The 18713-nt window shown below is 65.8% G+C and carries 19 protein-coding genes; 10 read left to right on the top strand and 9 right to left on the bottom strand.

What is annotated here, in order from left to right; all coding sequences use genetic code 11:
• Window positions 1-10 precede the first annotated feature (10 nt).
• From AU252_RS11115 to AU252_RS11095, 5 genes are all read left to right on the top strand, one after another.
• Window positions 11-1522, top strand: a complete 1512-nt coding sequence (locus AU252_RS11115; RefSeq protein ID WP_058930766.1) for an amino acid permease — start codon at window positions 11-13, stop codon at window positions 1520-1522.
• 177 nt (window positions 1523-1699) lie between these two features.
• Complete coding sequence (locus AU252_RS11110; protein WP_058930765.1) at window positions 1700-1948, top strand: SCO4226 family nickel-binding protein; 249 nt, start codon at window positions 1700-1702, stop codon at window positions 1946-1948.
• A gap of 207 nt (window positions 1949-2155) precedes the next feature.
• The gene (locus AU252_RS11105) at window positions 2156-3472 is read left to right on the top strand and encodes an ATP-binding protein (protein ID WP_058930764.1); all 1317 of its coding nucleotides are present in this window, start codon (window positions 2156-2158) and stop codon (window positions 3470-3472) included.
• Window positions 3473-3643: 171 nt separating this feature from the next.
• The gene (locus tag AU252_RS11100) at window positions 3644-5233 is read left to right on the top strand and encodes an HNH endonuclease signature motif containing protein (RefSeq protein WP_083510351.1); all 1590 of its coding nucleotides are present in this window, start codon (window positions 3644-3646) and stop codon (window positions 5231-5233) included.
• Window positions 5234-5249: 16 nt separating this feature from the next.
• Window positions 5250-6491, top strand: coding sequence for a low temperature requirement protein A (locus tag AU252_RS11095; RefSeq protein WP_058930763.1), 1242 nt, complete (start codon window positions 5250-5252; stop codon window positions 6489-6491).
• Here the strand turns inward: AU252_RS11095 and AU252_RS11090 are convergent.
• Both AU252_RS11090 and gluQRS read right to left on the bottom strand, forming a co-directional pair.
• Window positions 6488-7156: a bifunctional (p)ppGpp synthetase/guanosine-3',5'-bis(diphosphate) 3'-pyrophosphohydrolase gene (locus AU252_RS11090; protein WP_058930762.1), complete on the bottom strand. Its 669-nt coding sequence runs from the start codon at window positions 7154-7156 to the stop codon at window positions 6488-6490. The genes AU252_RS11095 and AU252_RS11090 overlap by 4 nt on opposite strands.
• A gap of 72 nt (window positions 7157-7228) precedes the next feature.
• Window positions 7229-8110, bottom strand: a complete 882-nt coding sequence (gene gluQRS / locus AU252_RS11085) for a tRNA glutamyl-Q(34) synthetase GluQRS (protein ID WP_058930761.1) — start codon at window positions 8108-8110, stop codon at window positions 7229-7231.
• Window positions 8111-8436: 326 nt separating this feature from the next.
• Here gluQRS and AU252_RS11080 point away from each other — a divergent pair, with 326 nt between their 5' ends.
• The 3 genes from AU252_RS11080 to AU252_RS11070 all read left to right on the top strand — a co-directional run bounded on the left by AU252_RS11080 (window position 8437) and on the right by AU252_RS11070 (window position 11137).
• Entirely contained in the window at window positions 8437-8895 is a 459-nt protein-coding gene (locus AU252_RS11080; protein ID WP_205630668.1) for an Lrp/AsnC family transcriptional regulator, read from the top strand.
• Window positions 8896-9002: 107 nt separating this feature from the next.
• The gene (locus AU252_RS11075; RefSeq protein WP_058930760.1) at window positions 9003-10487 is read left to right on the top strand and encodes a hypothetical protein; all 1485 of its coding nucleotides are present in this window, start codon (window positions 9003-9005) and stop codon (window positions 10485-10487) included.
• Window positions 10488-10624: 137 nt separating this feature from the next.
• Window positions 10625-11137, top strand: coding sequence for a hypothetical protein (locus tag AU252_RS11070; RefSeq protein WP_346425658.1), 513 nt, complete (start codon window positions 10625-10627; stop codon window positions 11135-11137).
• A 37-nt stretch (window positions 11138-11174) separates the two neighbouring features.
• Here AU252_RS11070 and AU252_RS11065 read toward each other — a convergent pair whose 3' ends face one another.
• Window positions 11175-11630, bottom strand: a complete 456-nt coding sequence (locus AU252_RS11065) for an Lrp/AsnC family transcriptional regulator (RefSeq protein WP_083510350.1) — start codon at window positions 11628-11630, stop codon at window positions 11175-11177.
• A 105-nt stretch (window positions 11631-11735) separates the two neighbouring features.
• Between AU252_RS11065 and AU252_RS11060 the strand changes: the two genes are divergently transcribed.
• Complete coding sequence (locus tag AU252_RS11060; RefSeq protein ID WP_058930757.1) at window positions 11736-12389, top strand: LysE family translocator; 654 nt, start codon at window positions 11736-11738, stop codon at window positions 12387-12389.
• On the opposite strand, the gene AU252_RS11055 is transcribed toward AU252_RS11060, so the two are convergent.
• The 6 genes from AU252_RS11055 to AU252_RS11030 all read right to left on the bottom strand — a co-directional run bounded on the left by AU252_RS11055 (window position 12386) and on the right by AU252_RS11030 (window position 17981).
• A complete protein-coding gene (locus AU252_RS11055; RefSeq protein ID WP_058932888.1) occupies window positions 12386-12763 on the bottom strand; it encodes a YybH family protein in 378 nt (125 codons plus the stop codon). The genes AU252_RS11060 and AU252_RS11055 overlap by 4 nt on opposite strands.
• Before the next feature lie 93 nt (window positions 12764-12856).
• Window positions 12857-13822, bottom strand: coding sequence for a hypothetical protein (locus AU252_RS11050; RefSeq protein WP_058930756.1), 966 nt, complete (start codon window positions 13820-13822; stop codon window positions 12857-12859).
• A 34-nt stretch (window positions 13823-13856) separates the two neighbouring features.
• Entirely contained in the window at window positions 13857-14357 is a 501-nt protein-coding gene (locus tag AU252_RS11045) for a DUF456 domain-containing protein (protein ID WP_058930755.1), read from the bottom strand.
• A gap of 118 nt (window positions 14358-14475) precedes the next feature.
• Complete coding sequence (locus AU252_RS11040) at window positions 14476-15675, bottom strand: NAD(P)-dependent malic enzyme (protein ID WP_058930754.1); 1200 nt, start codon at window positions 15673-15675, stop codon at window positions 14476-14478.
• A gap of 290 nt (window positions 15676-15965) precedes the next feature.
• Window positions 15966-16574, bottom strand: a complete 609-nt coding sequence (locus AU252_RS11035; protein WP_058930753.1) for a TetR/AcrR family transcriptional regulator — start codon at window positions 16572-16574, stop codon at window positions 15966-15968.
• Between the two features lie 102 nt (window positions 16575-16676).
• Window positions 16677-17981 (bottom strand): MFS transporter, encoded by a 1305-nt coding sequence (locus AU252_RS11030; protein WP_058930752.1) that lies wholly within the window; start codon window positions 17979-17981, stop codon window positions 16677-16679.
• A gap of 137 nt (window positions 17982-18118) precedes the next feature.
• Here AU252_RS11030 and rraA point away from each other — a divergent pair, with 137 nt between their 5' ends.
• Window positions 18119-18616 (top strand): ribonuclease E activity regulator RraA, encoded by a 498-nt coding sequence (rraA, locus tag AU252_RS11025; RefSeq protein WP_058930751.1) that lies wholly within the window; start codon window positions 18119-18121, stop codon window positions 18614-18616.
• Window positions 18617-18713: the final 97 nt, after the last annotated feature.

Here is an 18713-nt window from a genome sequence, read left to right as displayed (position 1 = left end):
GACCCCTATCATGACGAATTCCCCCATCACGGACCACACGGTCCCGCCCCAGGCGCATGCCAGCGAGTCAGCCCTGCACGCGGAGGACAAGGGCTACCACAAGAGCCTCAAGCCGCGGCAGATCCAGATGATCGCCATCGGCGGGGCGATCGGCACCGGCCTGTTCCTGGGCGCCGGCGGCCGGCTTAACGCCGCGGGCCCGTCGCTGGTCATCGCGTACGCCGTGTGCGGTTTCTTCGCGTTCCTGATCCTGCGGGCGCTGGGTGAACTGGTGCTGCACCGCCCCTCGTCGGGCTCGTTTGTTTCCTACGCCCGGGAATTTTTCGGCGAGAAGGCCGCGTTCGTCTCCGGCTGGTTCTACTGGCTCAACTGGGCCACCACCACCATCGTGGACATCACCGCCGCCGCGCTCTACATGAACTTCTTCGGCAACTACATCCCGTGGATGGCTGCTGTCCCGCAGTGGGCCTGGGCCCTGATCGCCCTCGTGGTGGTCCTCGCCCTGAACCTCGTCTCTGTGAAGGTCTTCGGCGAAATGGAGTTCTGGTTCGCCCTGATCAAGGTCGCGGCCCTGGTGGTCTTCCTCGTGGTGGGCACCTACTTCGTCATCTTCGGCACGCCCGTGGACGGCCAACCGGTGGGCCTCAGCCTCCTCTCGGACAACGGCGGGGTCTTCCCCAACGGCCTGCTCCCCATGATCATCCTGATGCAGGGCGTCCTGTTCGCCTACGCCTCCATCGAACTCGTGGGCACCGCCGCCGGCGAGACCGAAAACCCGGAAAAGATCATGCCCAAGGCCATCAACTCCGTGGTCTTCCGCATCGCGGTCTTCTACGTCGGCTCCGTCATCCTGCTCGCGCTCCTGCTGCCGTACACGTCCTACGAAAAGGGCGTCAGCCCGTTCGTGACGTTCTTCGGCTCCATCGGCATCCAGGGCGTGGACGTCATCATGAACCTCGTGGTCCTCACCGCCGCGCTCTCCTCGCTGAACGCCGGCTTATATTCCACCGGACGCATACTCCGCTCCATGTCCGTGAACGGCTCCGCCCCGAAGTTCGCGGGCCGGATGAACAAGGCCGGCGTCCCCTACGGCGGCATCGCCATCACCGCCGGAGTGTCCCTGCTCGGCGTCCCGCTGAACTACCTGGTGCCCGCACAGGCCTTCGAAATCGTGCTGAACGTCGCGTCCGTGGGCATCATCATGACCTGGGCAACCATTGTGCTCTGCCAAATCCAGCTCCAACGCTGGGCGAACAAAGGCTGGCTCAAACGCCCGTCATTCCGGATGTTCGGCGCCCCGTACACCGGCTACCTCTCGCTGCTCTTCCTCGCGAGCGTCCTCGTGATGGTGTTCATCGAATCCCCGCTCACCATGCTGGTCACCGCCATCGCCTCCGTGCTGATGGTGTTCGGCTGGTACGCCTGCCGGGCCCGCATCCGTGAAATCGCCGAGACCCGCGAAGGCTTCACCGGCATAGCTCCCGTCGTGGCCAACCCGCCGGCGGATACCTTCAAGAAGTAACGCCCTGCCGGCCAGCCGGCCGTGACGCCCGACGGCGGCACCCGGGTTCTGTTTCCACGGAACCCAGGTGCCGCCGTCGTCACTTCCGCAGTCCTCTTGACGCCTGACAGGCGCAGGTCTAACGTCGGCCGCATCCTGCTGTTTCAACGTCGAACCCAGTTAAGGAGCACCAGAGTCATGCCGGAATTCATGGACGTTCATCGCAACATGGTCGGAATCACCCAGGAAGCCCTGCGCGCAGCCCACGACGCCGATCTTGCCATCCAGAGCGACGAGAGCGTTGACTTCAAATCTGCCTGGGCCGATCCCGAGTCGGGCCTGGTTTACTGCCTGTCCGAGGCCCCTTCGGCGGACGCCGTACGGCGTATTCATGAGCGCGCGGGCCACCCCGCCGACGAGGTCCACCCCGTTCCGATCAAGGTCTGATCAGGCAGCAGAGTCCGACGGCGGCACCTGGGTTCTGTGGACACGGAACCCAGGTGCCGCCGTCGTACGTTCCGTAATGCAACGCTCCCGCAACCCTTCGCCGCGGGTCGATCGCCTATGCTCAGCAGAGCGCCTCACAGTGCGTTTGCAGTTCCACGACGAAGTTTCAAAGACACGTTCAATGACGAACCACCCGGGAGACACGGCATGACCAACTGGCGCATCAGGGATTTCCATTCAGCAGACCTGGACGGGATCCTGCACCTCTGGGAGTCGCTCAAGGCCACTGACGTGGAGCCCGTCTACGCCCTCTCCGAGGTGCTGGCATCCTGCGAAAAGGACCACGCGGTGGTGGCGGTGCAGGGCGATCAGGTGGTGGGCGCCGCCGTCGGACGCGCCGCGCATGACCAGGGCTGGATCGTCTTCCTGGCTACGCTGCCTGAATACCGCGGGCGCGGGATCGGCACGTCGCTGCTCGCCGCCGTCGAAAACCGCATGGCCCCGCACGGCCTCAACAAACTCTCCGCGCTGATGCCGGAAGCGGAAACCCGGGTGGAGGCGTTCCTCAGCCGCGGCTTCGCGCTCAAGAAGAACCTGCGTTATTTCGAGCGGACCATCCCCGTCCAGCGTCAGGAGCTCGGCGCGTTGGGCCAGCTGGGCGGCCGGATTCTGGCCCGGGACCTGTGGGAGAACGTGGCCGGCATGCGCAAGGAAAAGGAACTCCTGGAACGCCGGCTTGTCCTACCCCTCGCGGAGGCCGACCTCGCCGATGAATACGGCGTGGTGCCGCCGCGTGCCGTGGTGCTGTTTGGTCCTCCCGGCACCGGCAAAACCACGTTTGCGAAGGCCATCGCGTCCCGGCTCGAATGGCCGTTCGTGGAGGTTTTCCCGTCCCGTCTGGCCTCCGATCCCAAGGGCCTCGCCGGCGCCCTGCGCGAAACGTTCCTCGAAATCGCGGAGCTGGAGCACTGCGTGGTGTTCATCGACGAGGTGGAGGAGATCGCCTCCCAGCGTTCGGGTGAACCGCCGTCCCCCTTGCAGGGGGTCACCAACGAGCTCCTGAAGATCATCCCGGCGTTCCGCGAACAGCCCGGCCGCCTGCTGGTCTGCGCCACAAACTTCATCCGCGCGCTGGACAGCGCCTTCCTTCGCCACGGCCGGTTCGACTACGTCATCCCCATCGGCCTCCCGGACCGCCAGGCCCGCGAAGCCATGTGGCAGCGCTTCATCCCGGCCACCGTGGTGGACGATGTGGACGTGGAGCTCCTGGTGGAACGGACCGAGGGCTTCTCCCCCGCGGACATTGAGTACGCCGCCCGCAGCGCCTCCCAGCGCGCGCTGGAAAAGGCAGTGTACGACGACGGCGGCGCGGCTTCCGCGGGCAGCGTTTCAGTCCGCGAGGCGGTCCGGAAGGGGCCTTGCACGGAGGACTACCTCGACGCGGTCGGCGATACCCGGACCACCGTGAGCCAGGAGGTCCACGAGCAGTTCCTTGAGGACATCGACGCACTGGGGCGGGTCTAAGCCACCGGCCCGGGGCGCGAACGGACACTTAAGCCCCCGCGCGCGAACGGCTCTGCACTGCCGCGGCGCCCCTTGAGGTCGAGTCCTTGCGGGTTGCTCCTGGCCGCTGAGTTATGCACATAGGCATTCATCCTCGCGGTCATTGTCAGACCCTGCTGGGATGCTTTGAGTATGGATAGCAGAGCGGCTGTGGCGACGGCGGAGGCCCTTTCGGCGTCCTTCGCAGGGCTGGCTTCTGCGATCCGTGAAGGTGCCGAAGCCTCCGGTCCCTGGGAGGCTGATCCGTTGCGCCGGGTGGCGGGTGGTTTCCTGGACGGGCTGGCCGAGATCTCGCGGTTGGACGCGAAAAGTGCCGCCCTGAAGGTCTGGCTGGCCGCCGGTTACAGCGCTGCTGCCGAGGCCCTGGCGGGTCCGGCCGAGTCGCCGCAGGACCACACAGGTCAGGAGATGGCTGTCGTCGCTGAGGTCGCTTGCGCCCTGACGGTCAGCGAACGCAGTGCCGGTGCCCTGCTCGCCGAATCCCACGTACTGACCACGGCCTTGCCGCTGACGTTCGCGGCATTGCAGGCCGGGACGATTTCGTGGCAGCACGCCCGGATCATGGTCGACGAAACCACCAACCTTGACCCCACCGGGGCGCAGGGGTTGGAGGCACATTTCCTGGACCCCTTCGTCGTAAATCCGGCACGTGGCCGCGCCGGTGAGCTCATCCCCGGCCGGTTCCGGCACAAAGCCCGGACCTGGCGGGAGCGGCACCACCCGGTCAGCATCGAAAAACGCCACACAAGGAGTGCCGCGGACAGACGGGTGGAGTATGCCCCGGACCGGGACGGTATGGCCTGGCTCTCCGCCTACCTGCCCGCGGATCAGGCCGCGGGGATCTGGGACCGTACCACCGCCGGCGCCCGCGCCCTCCAAGGCCCCCATGAGGACCGGCCCCTCACTCAGCTCCGCGCCGACACCGTTGCCACCTGGCTCCTCACCGCCGGCACTGAGACGACGGCCGAGAAAAGCACCAATAACGGGGTTGGCACCGCTGGTGTGCCTTCGCCCGCGGCGCAGGTACTGGTGACCGTGCCGGTGTTCGCGCTCATGGGCCTCACAGACGAACCCGCAACCCTCGACGGGTACGGGCCGATCCCGGCCTCCATCGCCCGCCGACTCGTGGCCGACGGGGCATCCTCGTTCCGCCGGGTCCTCACCGACCCGCGCGACGGGGCGCCGCTCGAGATCGGACGGACCAGCTACCGCATCCCCCCTGCGATGCGGCAGTGGTTGAGACTCCGTGACGGGAAGTGTCCTTTCCCCGGTTGCAGCAACCAGTCCCTGGACAACGAAGCCGATCACCTCCTCGCTTGGGCCGACGGCGGCACCACCGGTATTTCGAATCTTGGCCAGCCGTGTCCCAAACATCACCGGTTGAAGCACACCACCGGATGGAGACCCACCGAAGCTGGCACAGACGAACCACCCGGCTGGATATCACCCACCGGCCGCCGGTATCAAAGTGAACACCAGGACTGGGAACCTCCCCAGTGGCCAGGCCAGATCATGAAGCAACTGGAGCGCCGAGGGCTTGGTCCGGCGCTGCCCGAACATGACCCACCCGACCATCCATTGTCTAAAGCCCTGCCCACAGATCCCTTCCCGGAGTGGGCCTGGCTACGGCAAGTTCTTCTCAAAGAACCGGCTCCAAACCCGTACTTGCCCGTGCCTGACCTTTTTTGGCTACCTGCGCTCTGGAGCTGGCCACGGCCCTGACGGTAATCTTTGACCCATGTCATCCAACCCCCTCCGTCACGCCCTTTCACGCATGGGTGGCCGGGATCCCCATGAGAAGCACCGGGCCGCGACCCCGCTGGAACTCTTTTTCGACCTGACCTTTGTTATTGCCTTCGGGGTTGCCGGCAGCCAGTTCGCCCACCAGATTGCGGAAGCCCACTTCGGCGCCGGGCTGCTCGGATTCTCCTTCGCGATGTTCGCCGTGATCTGGGCCTGGATCAATTTCACGTGGTTCGCCAGCGCCTACGACACCGACGACTGGGTGTTCCGCGTGGTCACCATGGTCCAGCTTCTCGGGGTGCTGATCCTGGCCATGGGCATTGAGCCGATGTTCCACTCGCTCGTGGAGGGCGACCACGTGGACAACGCCGTGATGGTGGGCGGCTACGTGATCATGCGCCTGGCCCTGGTCTTCCAGTGGCTGCGCGCGGCACGGCAAGATCCGGCACGCCGGCGGACCTGCCAGCGGTACGCCACGTACCTTGGCGTGGTGCAGCTCGGCTGGATCGCGGTGCTCATCATTGACGCGGACATCCTGACCACGTTCCTCGTGGCTGCGCCCCTGTTCATCCTGGAAATGGCCACACCCTACGCCGCGGAGCGCAGCATGCGGACCCCGTGGCACGCGCACCACATAGCCGAGCGCTATGGGCTACTCGCCATCATCGCCCTTGGCGAATGCCTGATCGGGGCGATCGAAACCCTACGCGCCATTGTGGCCCTCCATGGCTGGAGCGTCGACGCGGCGCTGGTGGGATTCGGCGGAACGGCCCTCGCGTTCAGCATGTGGTGGATCTACTTCATCCTGCCCGCCGGCCCGGCCCTACATTTCCAGCGCCACCGCTCATTCTTCTTCGGCTACGCGCACATGCCCATCTTCGCTGCCATCGCCGCAACTGGCGCCGGGTTGCACGTGGCGGCCTACTATGTCGACCATGAGGCCCACATCAGCGCCGCCGTGGCCGTGGCCAGCATCGCGGTCCCCGTGGCGCTGTTCAAAGTCTCCCTGACCTGGCTCTTCAGCATCATGATCTGCGTGGACCGGACCGTCATTGCAGTGGCGGCCGGCGTCGTGGCCGCGCTGGCGGGCAGCGTGGGACTTGCCACCGCCGGGGTCTCGGTGCCGATCTGCCTGCTGGTGGTTGTGCTGGCGCTGGGCGTGTCGATTGTCATTGATGAGAAGCGCGGGATCGAACGAATGAACGCAGCCCTGGAGCAGATGAAAGCAGGAGCCTAAGAGGATCCGTCCGGCCGGCTGTCCGCCGTTTCCGGGGCCTGGACAGGCTCAGCGACTGGAGAGTCTTCGTAGGAGAGGTTCTCGTAGTCCGTGTCGTCCTCGTCGTCGAGCCGGTCGTCCAACTCCGCCAGCAGCCAGGGATTAACCCGCGCAAGGATCTTGCGGACTTCCTCGACGTCGACGGCGGCATACAGCACCGGACGGGCATCCCGGTACTTGGTGACCGGCGGTTTGTCAGGCCACTTCGCGGCGAGAGCTCTGACCCGCTCGGGCAGGGAATTATGGGCATTGTCCGCGATCTTCACGAGTGCCGCGTCGTGGTCCTCGGCAATGAAGTGCATCCCGGCCTGATAGTCATCGGGATTGTCGTGCAGCCGGTTGGTGACGCGTTCAATGATGTCCGCTGCCCGCTCGGAAACGCCCATATCCAGCAGTGCCTGCCGCGTGATGGGAGTGTCCTCGGCAATGTCATGAAGGTAACCGGCAATCCGGATATCGTCGTCGAAATCTGCCAGGGCATCACCTACCGCAATCACATGGTCACGGTAGGGCCGCTTGAGCTTGTCCTTCTGCCGATTGTGGGCCACCTCGGCCAGGACCTTCGCGGTCTCGACAGTGAATCGCGGTTGAGGGATTTGTGCTTCAGTGAATTCGGGTGCCGACATAGCTTCAGCCTACGCGTACGGCAGCAAGTGGCCTCACGTCCGCAGGGCCACAAGGATCCGTTCGCGCGCTGCCTAGGGGCCGGTCCAGACCCACGCTTCCCGCGGAAGAGCACCCGGCTCGAACGCCGCGAGTGCGTTTTCCAGCGTCCCGGCCGGCAGCCCCAGGGACTGCAGGATGAGGTTCCGCACGTCAGCGGCGGAAACGCCGGCACGGGCGAGATCGGCCAGCGTCACGGCGCCGTCGCGCTTGGCCAGCCGGGCGCCGTCGGAATTCACAACCAGCGGCACATGCGCATATTCCGGGACAGGAATATTCAACAGCCACGCAAGATATGCCTGCCTCGGCGTGGACGGCAGCAGGTCATCGCCCCGCACCACCTGGTCGACGCCCTGTGCAGCGTCGTCCACCACGACGGCCAGGTTGTAGGCAGTCACGCCGTCGTTGCGGCGAAGGACAAAATCGTCCACCACGCCGGTGAAATCACCGTGCAGCACATCCCGTACGTTGTACTCCGCTACCTCGGCGCGGAGCCGAATGGCAGCCGGTCGGGTGGAGCGTTTGAACTCCAGCTCGGCAGGATCGAGGTCCCGGCAGGTGCCCGGATACGCGCCCTGGGGCGCGTGCGGCGCGGACGGCGCCTCCTGGATTTCGCGGCGCGTGCAGAAGCATTCGTAGGTGCGGTCCGCAGCAGCCAGCCGGCCGATCGCTTCGGCGTAGACGGCGCCGCGGTCCGTCTGGCGCACGACGGCGCCGTCCCATGTCAGGCCCACGGCCTCCAGATCGCGGAGCTGCTCCGCCTCCGCGCCGGCCCGCGCCCGGTCAAGGTCCTCGACGCGCAGCAGGAAGTCGCGTCCCGTGGACCGGGCGAACAGCCAGGCAAGCATCGCGGTGCGGAGGTTTCCTACATGCAGTTCGCCGGAGGGGCTGGGGGCAAAGCGTCCGGCAGGGGTCATGGACCAACCCTAGTCCGGGGCAGCACAAGAGCCCCTCAGCTACCGATGACTTCGGGGATCCGACGTCGGTGGCTCAGGGGCTCTTGCCGTGTGTGCAGAATGACCGTGGTGTGAACAAGTGTCAATCAGCGGCGTCCTCCTTGCGGGAGGCGGTGTCCAGTTGCCGGGTGGTGTGCCGGGGTTCCTGTAGCCTGCGGGATTCGGCGGTAGCCTCAACCCTTGTTGCCACAATTTGAGCAGACGCCATACAGTTGGCACAACTAGCAAGCATTTCGTTGGTCAGTCTGACCAATAGGGACCACAAGCTCCGACGGGAACTGATCAGATTGCAGCAATTGGACGCCACGGACAAGCGCATCCTCAATGCCCTGGACGAGGACCCGCGCGTCCCCATCATGGTGCTGGCCCAGCGGCTGGGCCTGGCGCGCGGGACCGTCCAGTCGCGCCTGGAGCGGATGACGGCGTCGGGCGCTCTCCGTCCCAACAGCAGCCGCGTGCTCCCCTCCGCCCTGGGCAGGGGTGTGGCCGCGGCCGTCAGCGCCGAACTGGACCAGAGCCACCTCAACGAAGCCATCGCGGCCCTCCGAAAAATCCCCGAGGTCCTGGAATGCCATGCGCCTGCCGGCGACACCGATCTGCTGATCCGCGTGGTGGCCACCAGCCCGGACGACCTCTACCGCGTGTCCGAAGAGATCAGGCTCTGCCCCGGCATTGTCCGGACGTCCACCAGCATGTTCCTGCGGGAAGTCATCCCGTACCGGACCACCGGACTGTTGCAGGACTGAGTTCCGTCTCTCCGGGCCCGCACTCGACCCCGCACGGGGAGCTCTCCCCATCGCCCTCGCGGACGCATCGCAGCTAGGCTGGCACGGGAATCCATTCAGGGGGAAACATGGCGGGAAACTTTTACGGCGGCGACGTTGCCCAGTTGCGGCAGCTCGCCAAGGACCTGGCAGGTGGCGCCACCAGGTTGAGCGTGCTCGGCCAGCAGTTCAGCAGCGTCATCGGCACAGGCGCCTGGAAAGGGCACGACGGCGAGCGCTTCCGCAGCGACTGGACGTCATCGCACATGAAGCTGCTGAAGTCCGCAACGGCAGGGTTGGAGTCGGCCTCCAAGACGGTGCTCGCCAACGCCGACGAGCAGGACAAGGCCAGCGACGGGGCCGGTTCCGGCGGCGGCTCCGGGAGTGGTGGCATCGGTTCCGGGAACGGCGCTGCCCAGGACCTGACGGACCGGCTGAACGGCATGACCCCCGAAGAACGCCAGTCCTACCTCGGCAGCGAGGAATTCAGGCAGTGGGCGCTTGAAAACCCCGAGGCCGCAAAGGCCGCCATGGATGCGGCCGCCGATTCGGGGCTGATCGACAAAAGCTCCGAGGAGTACGCGGATTTCCTCAGCGACTACTGGAACAACCAGGCCATGCTGGACATGGGCATCGACCCCGCCAGCTGGGACACCTCCAAAGGCACAGAACACAACTGGGAGACCATCAAGAAGGTCTACGACTTCTACGGCCAGGCATACCTCTCCAACCCGGACCTGCAGTGGGCCGGTATGGCCAACATGATCGGCCCGTCCTTCGCCGGCGGCTTCAAGGACATGGCCATGCTGCGGGACCTCGCCCAGCAGATCGCGGACAATCCGGCCTCGGACATCCCGCTCCCCATCCTTGATCAGATCGAACAGCTCGCAGGCATGACCGACCAGGAGATCCGTTACTACGAGACCAGCATGCTGGATATGAACAAGGAGATCTTCCTGGACCAAGCCCGCCAACATGAGGCCTACATGAACGGCGGAATCGACGAGATCAATAGACTGCGGGACTCGGGTGCCATCGATACGGGTACCGCCGAGGAATGGGCGAAGATCGATTCCGGCGACCCGGACCTGATCCAGGAAGGCAACACCGCCCTCCTGTACCGCGAGCAGAACGAAATCATCGCGGACGACTACGACGACATGCGGAACCACCCTGGCGGAGAGGCCGTGACGTACATGGTCACGCTAGCTGGCGAGCCGTCCATCCCGGGCGCAAAGAGCTACCCGGAAGTCTTTCCCTACACCTTCAGCGTGGAGAGCCCCGGCCCGGAAAACGTGCCCTTCACCAACTGGGACAACCCCACCCAGTTCCGCACCGACTTCACCACCGGCTTCCCAGATGGGAACATCTCCAACGCGGACCAGCGGTGGGAGCTCATCCGGCAGGACACCCTCCCGGCATACCAGAACCTCCTTGCGACGGATCCGGGACGTGCGGAGCAGATTATCGGTTCGGACTTCAACGACCGCGTGGACCAGCACCGCCCCACCAACAACATCCCCGGCCTCATGGACCGCTTTGTGGATGGCTTCGGCGCGGAGGTCCACCAGTGAATGGCACATGCCCAACCGCACCTCGGCGCCAGAGGCGCCAACCCGCGGTCGTACTCCTCGCCCTTTCCGCTTGCCTCGCCCTGACGGGCTGCCAGATCAGTGGCACCACGAACGAACCGACCTCTCAAGGGAGCACCATGAGCACCTCGGAATTTTCCACCCTCGACGCTGCCGGCGTTGACCGGATCCGTGACTCCAAGACCGCCCGGCTGGACATGAGTTCGGGAAAGCTGGAAAAGGCTGCCGTCCGGGTCACGGAAGACAGCTATGGGCCCGAGATCAACACCAAGGACTCGGGAAAGATCAAGCTCACCATCGTTGCTCCGAGCGGCGAGATCAGTGGGGAAACGGACCGCATCCGATTGAACACCACGAACAAGCGACCGGACTTCAGCGAGGTCACTTACTTCCTCACCGCTGGCTCTCCTGACGAGTATTTTGAGCTCATCCGGGACGGTGTGGCGCGGTACGGGATCGACGCCGACTCCGCCGAACGCTGGATCGCCGGTGCCCAGCGGGACCCGGAACGAAAGACCGATTTCTCCATCACCTCCGGCACCTCCACAGGCCTGGACGTGAACTACGACCTCCGGTACGACGGCGGCAAGGACACCCAGGTGATCATCGTCCACGTCCGCCCCACGGACTGAGGCAACGCAGGACGGACGCATCTCAAGGGCACAAGCGCTAAAGCGGCGGGCCCGCATTGGACTTGATGTTCTTCATCACCAGCGTGGACGTCAGCCGCTCAACCCCGGGCAGTGACGTGAGCTCGGCGTCGTAGAAGCGCTGGTAGCCGGGCAGGTCCTCGGCGATGACCTTCAGCAGATAGTCCGGGGAGCCGAACAGCCGCTGTGCCTCCACGATGTTGGGATTGTCCGCCACCCGGTTCTCGAAGATCTCCATGGTGGAGCGGTCCACCTGGCGCAAAGTCACAAAGACAATGGCCTCAAAACCCAACCCGACGGCGGCCGGATCGATGTCCGCCTTGTACCCGCGGATCACGCCCGACGTCTCCAAATCCCGGAGCCTCCGGTGGCATGGCGCCACCGTGAGCCCGACCTTCGCGGCCAGCGCCGTGGCGGTCATCCGGCCATCTTCCTTGAGGTGGCGCAAAATGTTTCTGTCAATATGGTCAATCACGCAAATATCTTACCAATTCTGGCTCGAACTGAGCGAAAAGGGTAAGCACTTATGGCCGGAAACTTCATAAGGTTTGTCCTGTATCTAATCGGACAGGAGCCCGCCATGAATCCCCAGTTGTTTTTCGCCTTTGTGCTGGTGGCAGTCGCCCTCGCCTGCACCCCCGGCGTGGACTGGGCCTACTCCATCACCGCCGGGCTGCGGCAGCGTAGCTTCGTCCCGGCCGTGGCCGGACTCTGCGGCGGCTACCTCCTGCACACACTGTTGATGGTGGCAGGCCTCGCGGCCCTGCTGTCCGGCCTGCCCGGCGTCCTGGGCTGGCTGACCGTGGCCGGCGCGGGCTATCTGCTGTGGCTGGGCATCAGCACCCTCCGCTCCTGGCGCGGGGCCTCCTTCAGTGCGGCAGACGCCGTCGGGAAGCCCGCCAACCAGCTCCGCACCTTCCTTCAGGGCATGGGCACCAGCGGCATCAACCCCAAGGGGCTGCTGTTCTATGTGGCGCTGGTGCCGCAGTTCGTCAGCCCGGAGGCCTCCCTCCCTGTCCCCGTCCAGTCCGGCCTGCTGGGCCTGACGTTTGTCCTGCTGGCCGGGGCCGTCTACACCTGCGTGGCGCTGCTGGCCCGCAAACTCCTGCAGTCACGGCCCGGCGCTGCACGGACAGTGACCCTGGCCAGCGGCATCATCATGGTTGCCCTCGGCCTGGTGCTCCTCTCCGAGCAGCTGGTTCCGCTGGTTGCCGGGCTCACGCAGCAAGCCTAGGCCTTGCGCTCCATAAACCATTCCGTGAACTCGGACGCCCGTCCGTCCGGTTCGAGGCGGATGACCCACAGGTTGTCGTAGCTGGGATTATCGCCGAGATAGTCCGTGAACCCCTGCACAAAGGCCAGCCCGCCGTCGGTCCCCAGCACGCTATCCGCCCCCAACAGCGTCCAGTCAAAGGTCCAGTTCCCGGGGTCGTCCTGCGCCTCCAGCCAGCCGGCCACGATCTGCTCGCGGCCCCGCCATGCGTCGGCATCGTGCGGCCGGGTGGCGTAGACGGCTTCCTCGGTGAACAGCGCCCTGATGTCCTCCGGGTCGTTGGAGGTCCACGCCGCGATGTACTTTTCCATCCAGGACCGCACTGCGTCGCTCATCCCTCCGTTGTACTCCGGGGCGGCCTGGTCCACAAGGCAACTCCACAAGGCAACGCCACCAGGCAAGTCCCTAAGGCCGCCCGCACCCGAAGCCTATTTCCCGTCCAGGTTTTCCCACTCCTGCTCCCACAGTCGGCGCTCGTTGATGTCCTTGCGGATGACTTCGAACGTTTCCAACTCCGCCGGCCGGCCGCGGAGCCAGTCCCGCGGGTTGAGGGATTTGCGGCCGTTGTCGAGCACCAACAGGGCACGGTCGGTGAGGGCGTCGTTGCGGAGCACCACGTCTGTTTTCCGACGGCGGAGCACCTCCTTCAGGGCCTCGTGCGCCTTTGCGCGGGCGCCGAGTCGCCGGAGCGCGCGCCCGCGGAGCAGCAGCAGGGCCGCCGAGAGGTCGTCGGAGTTCAGCAGCCCCTCGGTCCAGATCACCACTTCCTTGTCGCGTCCCAGCGCGAATGCCAGTGCGCAGCGGGCCAAGGCTGAAGGCAACGACGGCGGCAGCCCGGCCACCGTCTGCAGCGCGGCTTCCAGCTGGCCCGTCTCCCGCAGGGAGTGCGACAGGGCCAGGAAGACCGATTCCTGGCTGAACAGCACGGGGACTTCGATGCGCTCGGCAACTTCCACCCGGGTGACCACGCGCGTGAGATAGGTGGCCGCATACTGGTTGGCGTCGTCGTCGTTCCTGATGGACAGGCCGCGCTGGAGGAGTTCGGACGCGCGCAGGTAGCCGCCGTGCTGGTACGCCAGGAGGCCTGCCATAACGGAGCAGAGCCCCGCCCAGCCCGGATACATGCGGCCCACGGCGATGAGCCGCTCAGGTTCCCTGCTGGTGAAGATGGCATCGTGGACTGCTTTGGGCGCCTTGCCCGGCATCCGCTTGAGCCTGGGGACCTCGCCGTCCACGGCAATCAGCGCGGCATCCCGGCCGCCCAGCACTCCGTGGATCAGCCCGCCCACACTGCCGGCGAGTTCCCGGACGGGGGTCTGCAGGTGGACGTTCCCGAACGGCGTCAGGTCACGGGTGTCCCGGTAGATCGGTCCTCTGGCATCCCCCGCGGTCATATCTCCATGCTACGTGGCGGACCTACGTGGAGCCTTACGTGGCGGCGGCCACCCAGAGCCCGATCACCCAGGTGCTGGCAGCCAGGCATGCCAGCCCGAACTCGGCGAGCATGCCCAGGCCAGTGGCTTTGAGGGCGGCCCAGCTTGTGGTGGTTGCGGTGCCGAAGTTCCGGGTGCGGAGGAACTCGCTGAGCAGCAGTCCCACGGCGAAACCCACAAAAAGCCCCACCACCGGGATGACGAACATGCCGGCCACACCCGCTGCCAGGCCGATCACCACACTGCGGTTGGGAATGCTGTGCTCCCTGAGCTTCCGTCCGGTCAGCACGGCGCTGGCAGCCATACCGGCCAGCACAAACACCATTCCCACCGCGAAGACCACCCAGCCCGTGGTCCCGGCGCCACCCCAGATGGCCCACGCCAGCAGGCTGAGCCCGATCAGGAAGCTGCCGGGCAGGATGGGGATGATGGTGCCGGCCACACCCACCAGGATCGCCAGACCGCACAGGATGCTCACCACGGTTTCGGAGTTCATGAGCCCCAGTTTAGGGTGGCGCAGCGGTGAGCCCGGCAGCTTAACGCCCGACGGCGGCGTCTCCCCTGCGCGAGGAGGCACCGCCGTCGAGCGTTATGTCAGGTTGTGGCGGCGGAGGTTACTCGGCTTCCACGGCGGCGGCGACGGCGGCCGTCACTGCCGGGGCAACGCGCGGATCCAGGGGACTGGGCACGATGTAGTCCACCGAAAGGTCAGCTTCCGCCAGTTCGGCAATGGCTCGTGCTGCGGCAAGCTTCATGGCGGGCGTGATCCGGCGGGCACCAGCATCCAGCGCGCCGCGGAAGATTCCAGGGAAGGCCAGGACGTTGTTGATCTGGTTAGGGAAGTCGCTCCGGCCGGTGGCCACTACAGCGGCGTACTTGGCGGCCACCTCGGGGAGGACTTCGGGATCCGGGTTGGAGAGGGCGAACACGATGGAGTCGGCGTTCATCAGCTTCAAATGTGCCTCGTCCAGCTTCGAGGAGGAAACCCCGATGAACACGTCAGCGCCGAGCAGCGCTTCGCCGGGGCCGCCTGTGACACTGCGGGGGTTGCTGCGCTGCGCCATCTGGGACTTTTTGCTCTGCGGGTCGGCGGCGATGTCGGCCCGCTCCCGGTTGATGACGCCCTTGGAGTCGAGCAGGACAACATCCGTGATGCCGGCGGCGAGCAGGATTTCGGCGACGGCGATGCCAGCGGCTCCGGCACCGGAAACCACCACACGGAGGTCCGCGAGTTCGCGGCCGGTGACCTTGGCGGCGTTCGTCAGGGCGGCGAGGGCCACCACGGCCGTGCCGTGCTGGTCATCATGCATGACGGGGCAGTCCAGCGCCTCGATGAGCTTCTCTTCCAGCTCGAAGCAACGGGGGGCCGAGATGTCCTCAAGGTTGACGGCGCCGAAGCTGGGGCGGAGACGGACCAGCGTTTCCACGATCTCGTCAACGTCCGTGGTGTTCAGGACCAGGGGAATGGAATCCAGCTCGCCGAAGGTCTTGAACAGGGCGGACTTGCCCTCCATCACGGGCAGTGAGGCGGCGGCGCCGATGTTGCCCAGGCCCAGCACCGCGGTGCCGTCGCTGACCACAACCACCAGGCGCTGCGCCCAGGTGAGGGTCTTGGCGAGTTCCGGGTTGTTGTGGATGGCGCGGCTGACCTCGGCCACACCGGGGGTGTAGGCGATGGAAAGGTCGCGCTTGTTGGACAGCGGGACCGTGCTGGTCACCGAGAGCTTCCCGCCCTGGTGGGCGTCGAAGATCTCGGCCTCGCTCAGGGCAGTGGCTGCTGAATTGTCGGTCGGTGCGATTACGTCAATGGACACGTCGTTGTCTCCTGGGGCTAGCCGTGGGCGCACGGCGCAGAATGGCTCAAGCACAGGGAGGCTCAAGGTGGTCATATTCGGCGCTTCGTGGGCCCAATGGTGGCGGGCCCGGGGTGAAGCCCTTGCAGATGCTGGTTGCCAGCCACTCCGGTCCTGCCATAATAATCAGCGCTGGCGGGCCAAAAAGTGCATTCGACGCTCCGGGACCGTGCCAAATCGTTTAATCAGGCCGTTTTGTGAGCCACGTCACGGTATAAAGACGTATTTATTGGCTGATTGGTCTAGACCAGTTACGCCGATCGGTGGGCAGCGCGGGCCCCGGAAGCTACCGGAGCAAGCAGGGTGCAGGCCTTTTTGAGGTCTTCTTCGGCCTCAAACAGCGAGAGCCGGCGGTTGCGGACGGACTGGACCAGACCAGTGACGGTCAGCAGGAGCACCCGGGCCGCCACGGCGTCGTCGGAGGCGGTGGCTACAGCCGTTTCGCTCAGGGCATCGATTTCATGCAGGAGCGCCGTGGTGTCCTTGTCTTTGAGGTACACGCAGCGGGTCAGGCACTGCTCGACGGCGGGCTGCATCACCCGCATATGGAAGATCTCCATCACCACGCCGGTGAGGGCGCGGCCACCGAAGCTGGCCGCCGACGTGCGGGCCCTGCCCTGAAGCTCGTCCAACTGCTGGCGGTAGAGGGACAGCATCAGGTGGTTGGCCGTGGGGAAATAGCGGTAGACGGTACCCAACGGCACGCCGGACTTCTCCGAAATTTCCGCGAGGTCCACGGACTCCAGCCCTTTGCGGGCAAACCCTGCGGCAGACTCAAGGACGCGCGTATAGCGCAGCCGTTGGCGCGGGGTGGAGGGCCGGGCGGCCATGGACGGATGGGCTGAAAGTGTCTCGGGCATCAGGATTCCGGGGTTGTGTTCCTATGGTGCAGCGGCAGGGAGAGTCCCCATCCCGTGTGCCTGCAGTCCGCCTCAACTATACGGCACAGGCAAAAGCCGGAATCAGTCGACCCCTCGGATCTTGACCACGAACACCGCGCCCAGCAGGCCGATGACGGCCGCCGTGGTGAACAGCGTGAGGTACCCCCCGAAGTACGTCACGGCGAGGAATGCGAGGACGGGCGCGAACACCTGCGGAAGGGAGTTCGCCACGTTGATGATGCCCATATCCTTGCCCCTGTCTGCGGCAAGGGGAAGGACCTGCGTCAGCAGCGCGAAGTCAACGGCAAGGTAGGCACCGAACCCCACGCCCAGGATGCCGGCTCCAATAAGGGCGCCGGTCCACACTGGGAAGAAGGCCATTGTCAGGCCCGCCGCGGCAATGATGGCCGAGGACCCGATCACAAACGGCTTCCGCCGGCCCAGCCGGTCGCTCCACGGCCCCGCTATCACCGCAGTAATCATCACCATCACCGCGTAAATGCCGGTCAAGGTCAGAACCCCCAGGGCCGGGTCCTCGTGTTTGAGGACATCCCGGAGGAAAAAGAGCAGGTACACAATGATCATCTGGTTGCAGACGTTGACCAGGAAGCGGGTGAGCCAGGCCCAGGCGAAGTCCGGGTGGCGGGCGGGGCTGATCCAGAAGCCGCGCAGGAATCCGGTCCAGGTGAACGGCGGCCGGGCCTCCCGCGGGAGCGGCGGATCGTTGCGGTGGAAGAGGTATGGCAGCACGGAGAACAGCAGGGCGGCCGCACACATGGTGTACCCCACCATGAAGTTTCCCGAGACCACCGCCCCGAAGACCGCGCCGAGGAGGATGCCCACCGTCTGGCCCATCGCCGCCAGGCCGCCCACGCCACCGCGCTGGAGTACGGGCACCCGGTCCGGGACGGCGGCGGTGATGGCGGCGTACGCGGCGTTGGCGCCCAGCTGGACCAGGCACCAGAAGAGGACCATCAGGGCCACGGCCGTGGCCCCGGACATCGCCAGCAAGGCAGCGGTGGCCAGGACGGCGCCGGCCAGGACCCACGGGGCACGCCTGCCGAACCCGGAGACCGTCCGGTCGGACAGGGCCCCAAAGAGCGGGTTGGCCACCAGCGAAACGGCGGCGCCACACCCTGTCACGAGGGACAGGATGGCTTCCTTGTTGGCCTCGTCGATGCCGATGGCCTGCTGGCCGATAAAGACGTTGATGGGACCAAAAAAGGCCGCATTAATGCCGACGTTGACCAGCACCAGCCCGGTCACCCAGCGCGCGGTGACCTTCTGCGTCGGCTCGGCGAGCGCCGCCGTCGGACTTTCCGATCCTGCTCCGGGAGCCGACGCCGCGCTGGGATCCGGTGCTGCGGGTGTGTCGGACAGGCTCATGCTGGTTCCCCCTGGAACGGTTACTGATTCTGAAAATCAGACTATCGTGGGCTGCATCGCCCCGCTTTGTTATTCGGAGCCCAACTTGTGCGGCAAAGGAAAGCGCGGAGCCCGCCACGACAACACCTGGAGATCCAATGACCGCATCTGCTGCAGGCAACACCACCCGCCCCGTCAACACCGCCGACCTCTACGACGAGCGCGGTGAGGATCTGGCGTCAGTATCACTCCAGTTCCAGTCGCTGGGCGGCCGTTCACACTTCAGCGGCCCGGTGCGGACCATCCGCTGCTTCCAGGACAACGGCCTGGTCAAGTCCACTTTGGCCACCCCCGGCAATGGCGCCGTGCTGGTGGTGGACGGCGGCGGCTCGCTGGCCACTGCGCTGATGGGGGACATGATCGCCGAGAGCGCCGTGGCGAACGGCTGGGCCGGCGTCGTAATTAACGGCGCCATCCGCGACCGCGAGGCGATCTCCCAACTGGATCTGGGCGTCAAGGCGCTAGGCAGCAACCCGCGCAAGAGCGCCAAGGCCGGCGCCGGTGAGGTTGACGTGGACGTAGTGCTCGACGGCGTGACCTTCCGTCCCGGCGTCACCGTCTGGTGCGATCCGGACGGCATCCTCGTGGAGCGCTGATCGGGGCCCGCCAGCTGCGGTGGGGGCCGGCCGGGGGCCCGGGCGGGGGCTGCCCGTCCGGAAGAAAGATCTGGCTGCGGGAATGAAACGCGAACTA

Source organism: Pseudarthrobacter sulfonivorans, assembly GCF_001484605.1.
GTDB classification, from domain to species: Bacteria; Actinomycetota; Actinomycetes; order Actinomycetales; family Micrococcaceae; genus Arthrobacter; species Arthrobacter sulfonivorans_A.
Note: the sequence above shows the minus strand (reverse complement) of the source record. Positions and strands in the feature narration are given on the sequence as shown.

What these genes read in the sequence shown, in the direction of transcription:
- AU252_RS11115 (WP_058930766.1), top strand. Translation starts at nt 11, where the DNA reads ATGACGAATTCCCCCATCACGGACCACACGGTCCCGCCCCAGGCGCAT.
- AU252_RS11110 (WP_058930765.1), top strand. Translation starts at nt 1,700, where the DNA reads ATGCCGGAATTCATGGACGTTCATCGCAACATGGTCGGAATCACCCAG.
- AU252_RS11105 (WP_058930764.1), top strand. Translation starts at nt 2,156, where the DNA reads ATGACCAACTGGCGCATCAGGGATTTCCATTCAGCAGACCTGGACGGG.
- AU252_RS11100 (WP_083510351.1), top strand. Translation starts at nt 3,644, where the DNA reads ATGGATAGCAGAGCGGCTGTGGCGACGGCGGAGGCCCTTTCGGCGTCC.
- AU252_RS11095 (WP_058930763.1), top strand. Translation starts at nt 5,250, where the DNA reads ATGTCATCCAACCCCCTCCGTCACGCCCTTTCACGCATGGGTGGCCGG.
- AU252_RS11090 (WP_058930762.1), bottom strand. Translation starts at nt 7,156, where the DNA reads ATGTCGGCACCCGAATTCACTGAAGCACAAATCCCTCAACCGCGATTC.
- gluQRS (WP_058930761.1), bottom strand. Translation starts at nt 8,110, where the DNA reads ATGACCCCTGCCGGACGCTTTGCCCCCAGCCCCTCCGGCGAACTGCAT.
- AU252_RS11075 (WP_058930760.1), top strand. Translation starts at nt 9,003, where the DNA reads ATGGCGGGAAACTTTTACGGCGGCGACGTTGCCCAGTTGCGGCAGCTC.
- AU252_RS11070 (WP_346425658.1), top strand. Translation starts at nt 10,625, where the DNA reads ATGAGCACCTCGGAATTTTCCACCCTCGACGCTGCCGGCGTTGACCGG.
- AU252_RS11060 (WP_058930757.1), top strand. Translation starts at nt 11,736, where the DNA reads ATGAATCCCCAGTTGTTTTTCGCCTTTGTGCTGGTGGCAGTCGCCCTC.
- AU252_RS11055 (WP_058932888.1), bottom strand. Translation starts at nt 12,763, where the DNA reads ATGAGCGACGCAGTGCGGTCCTGGATGGAAAAGTACATCGCGGCGTGG.
- AU252_RS11050 (WP_058930756.1), bottom strand. Translation starts at nt 13,822, where the DNA reads ATGACCGCGGGGGATGCCAGAGGACCGATCTACCGGGACACCCGTGAC.
- AU252_RS11045 (WP_058930755.1), bottom strand. Translation starts at nt 14,357, where the DNA reads ATGAACTCCGAAACCGTGGTGAGCATCCTGTGCGGTCTGGCGATCCTG.
- AU252_RS11035 (WP_058930753.1), bottom strand. Translation starts at nt 16,574, where the DNA reads ATGCCCGAGACACTTTCAGCCCATCCGTCCATGGCCGCCCGGCCCTCC.
- AU252_RS11030 (WP_058930752.1), bottom strand. Translation starts at nt 17,981, where the DNA reads ATGAGCCTGTCCGACACACCCGCAGCACCGGATCCCAGCGCGGCGTCG.
- rraA (WP_058930751.1), top strand. Translation starts at nt 18,119, where the DNA reads ATGACCGCATCTGCTGCAGGCAACACCACCCGCCCCGTCAACACCGCC.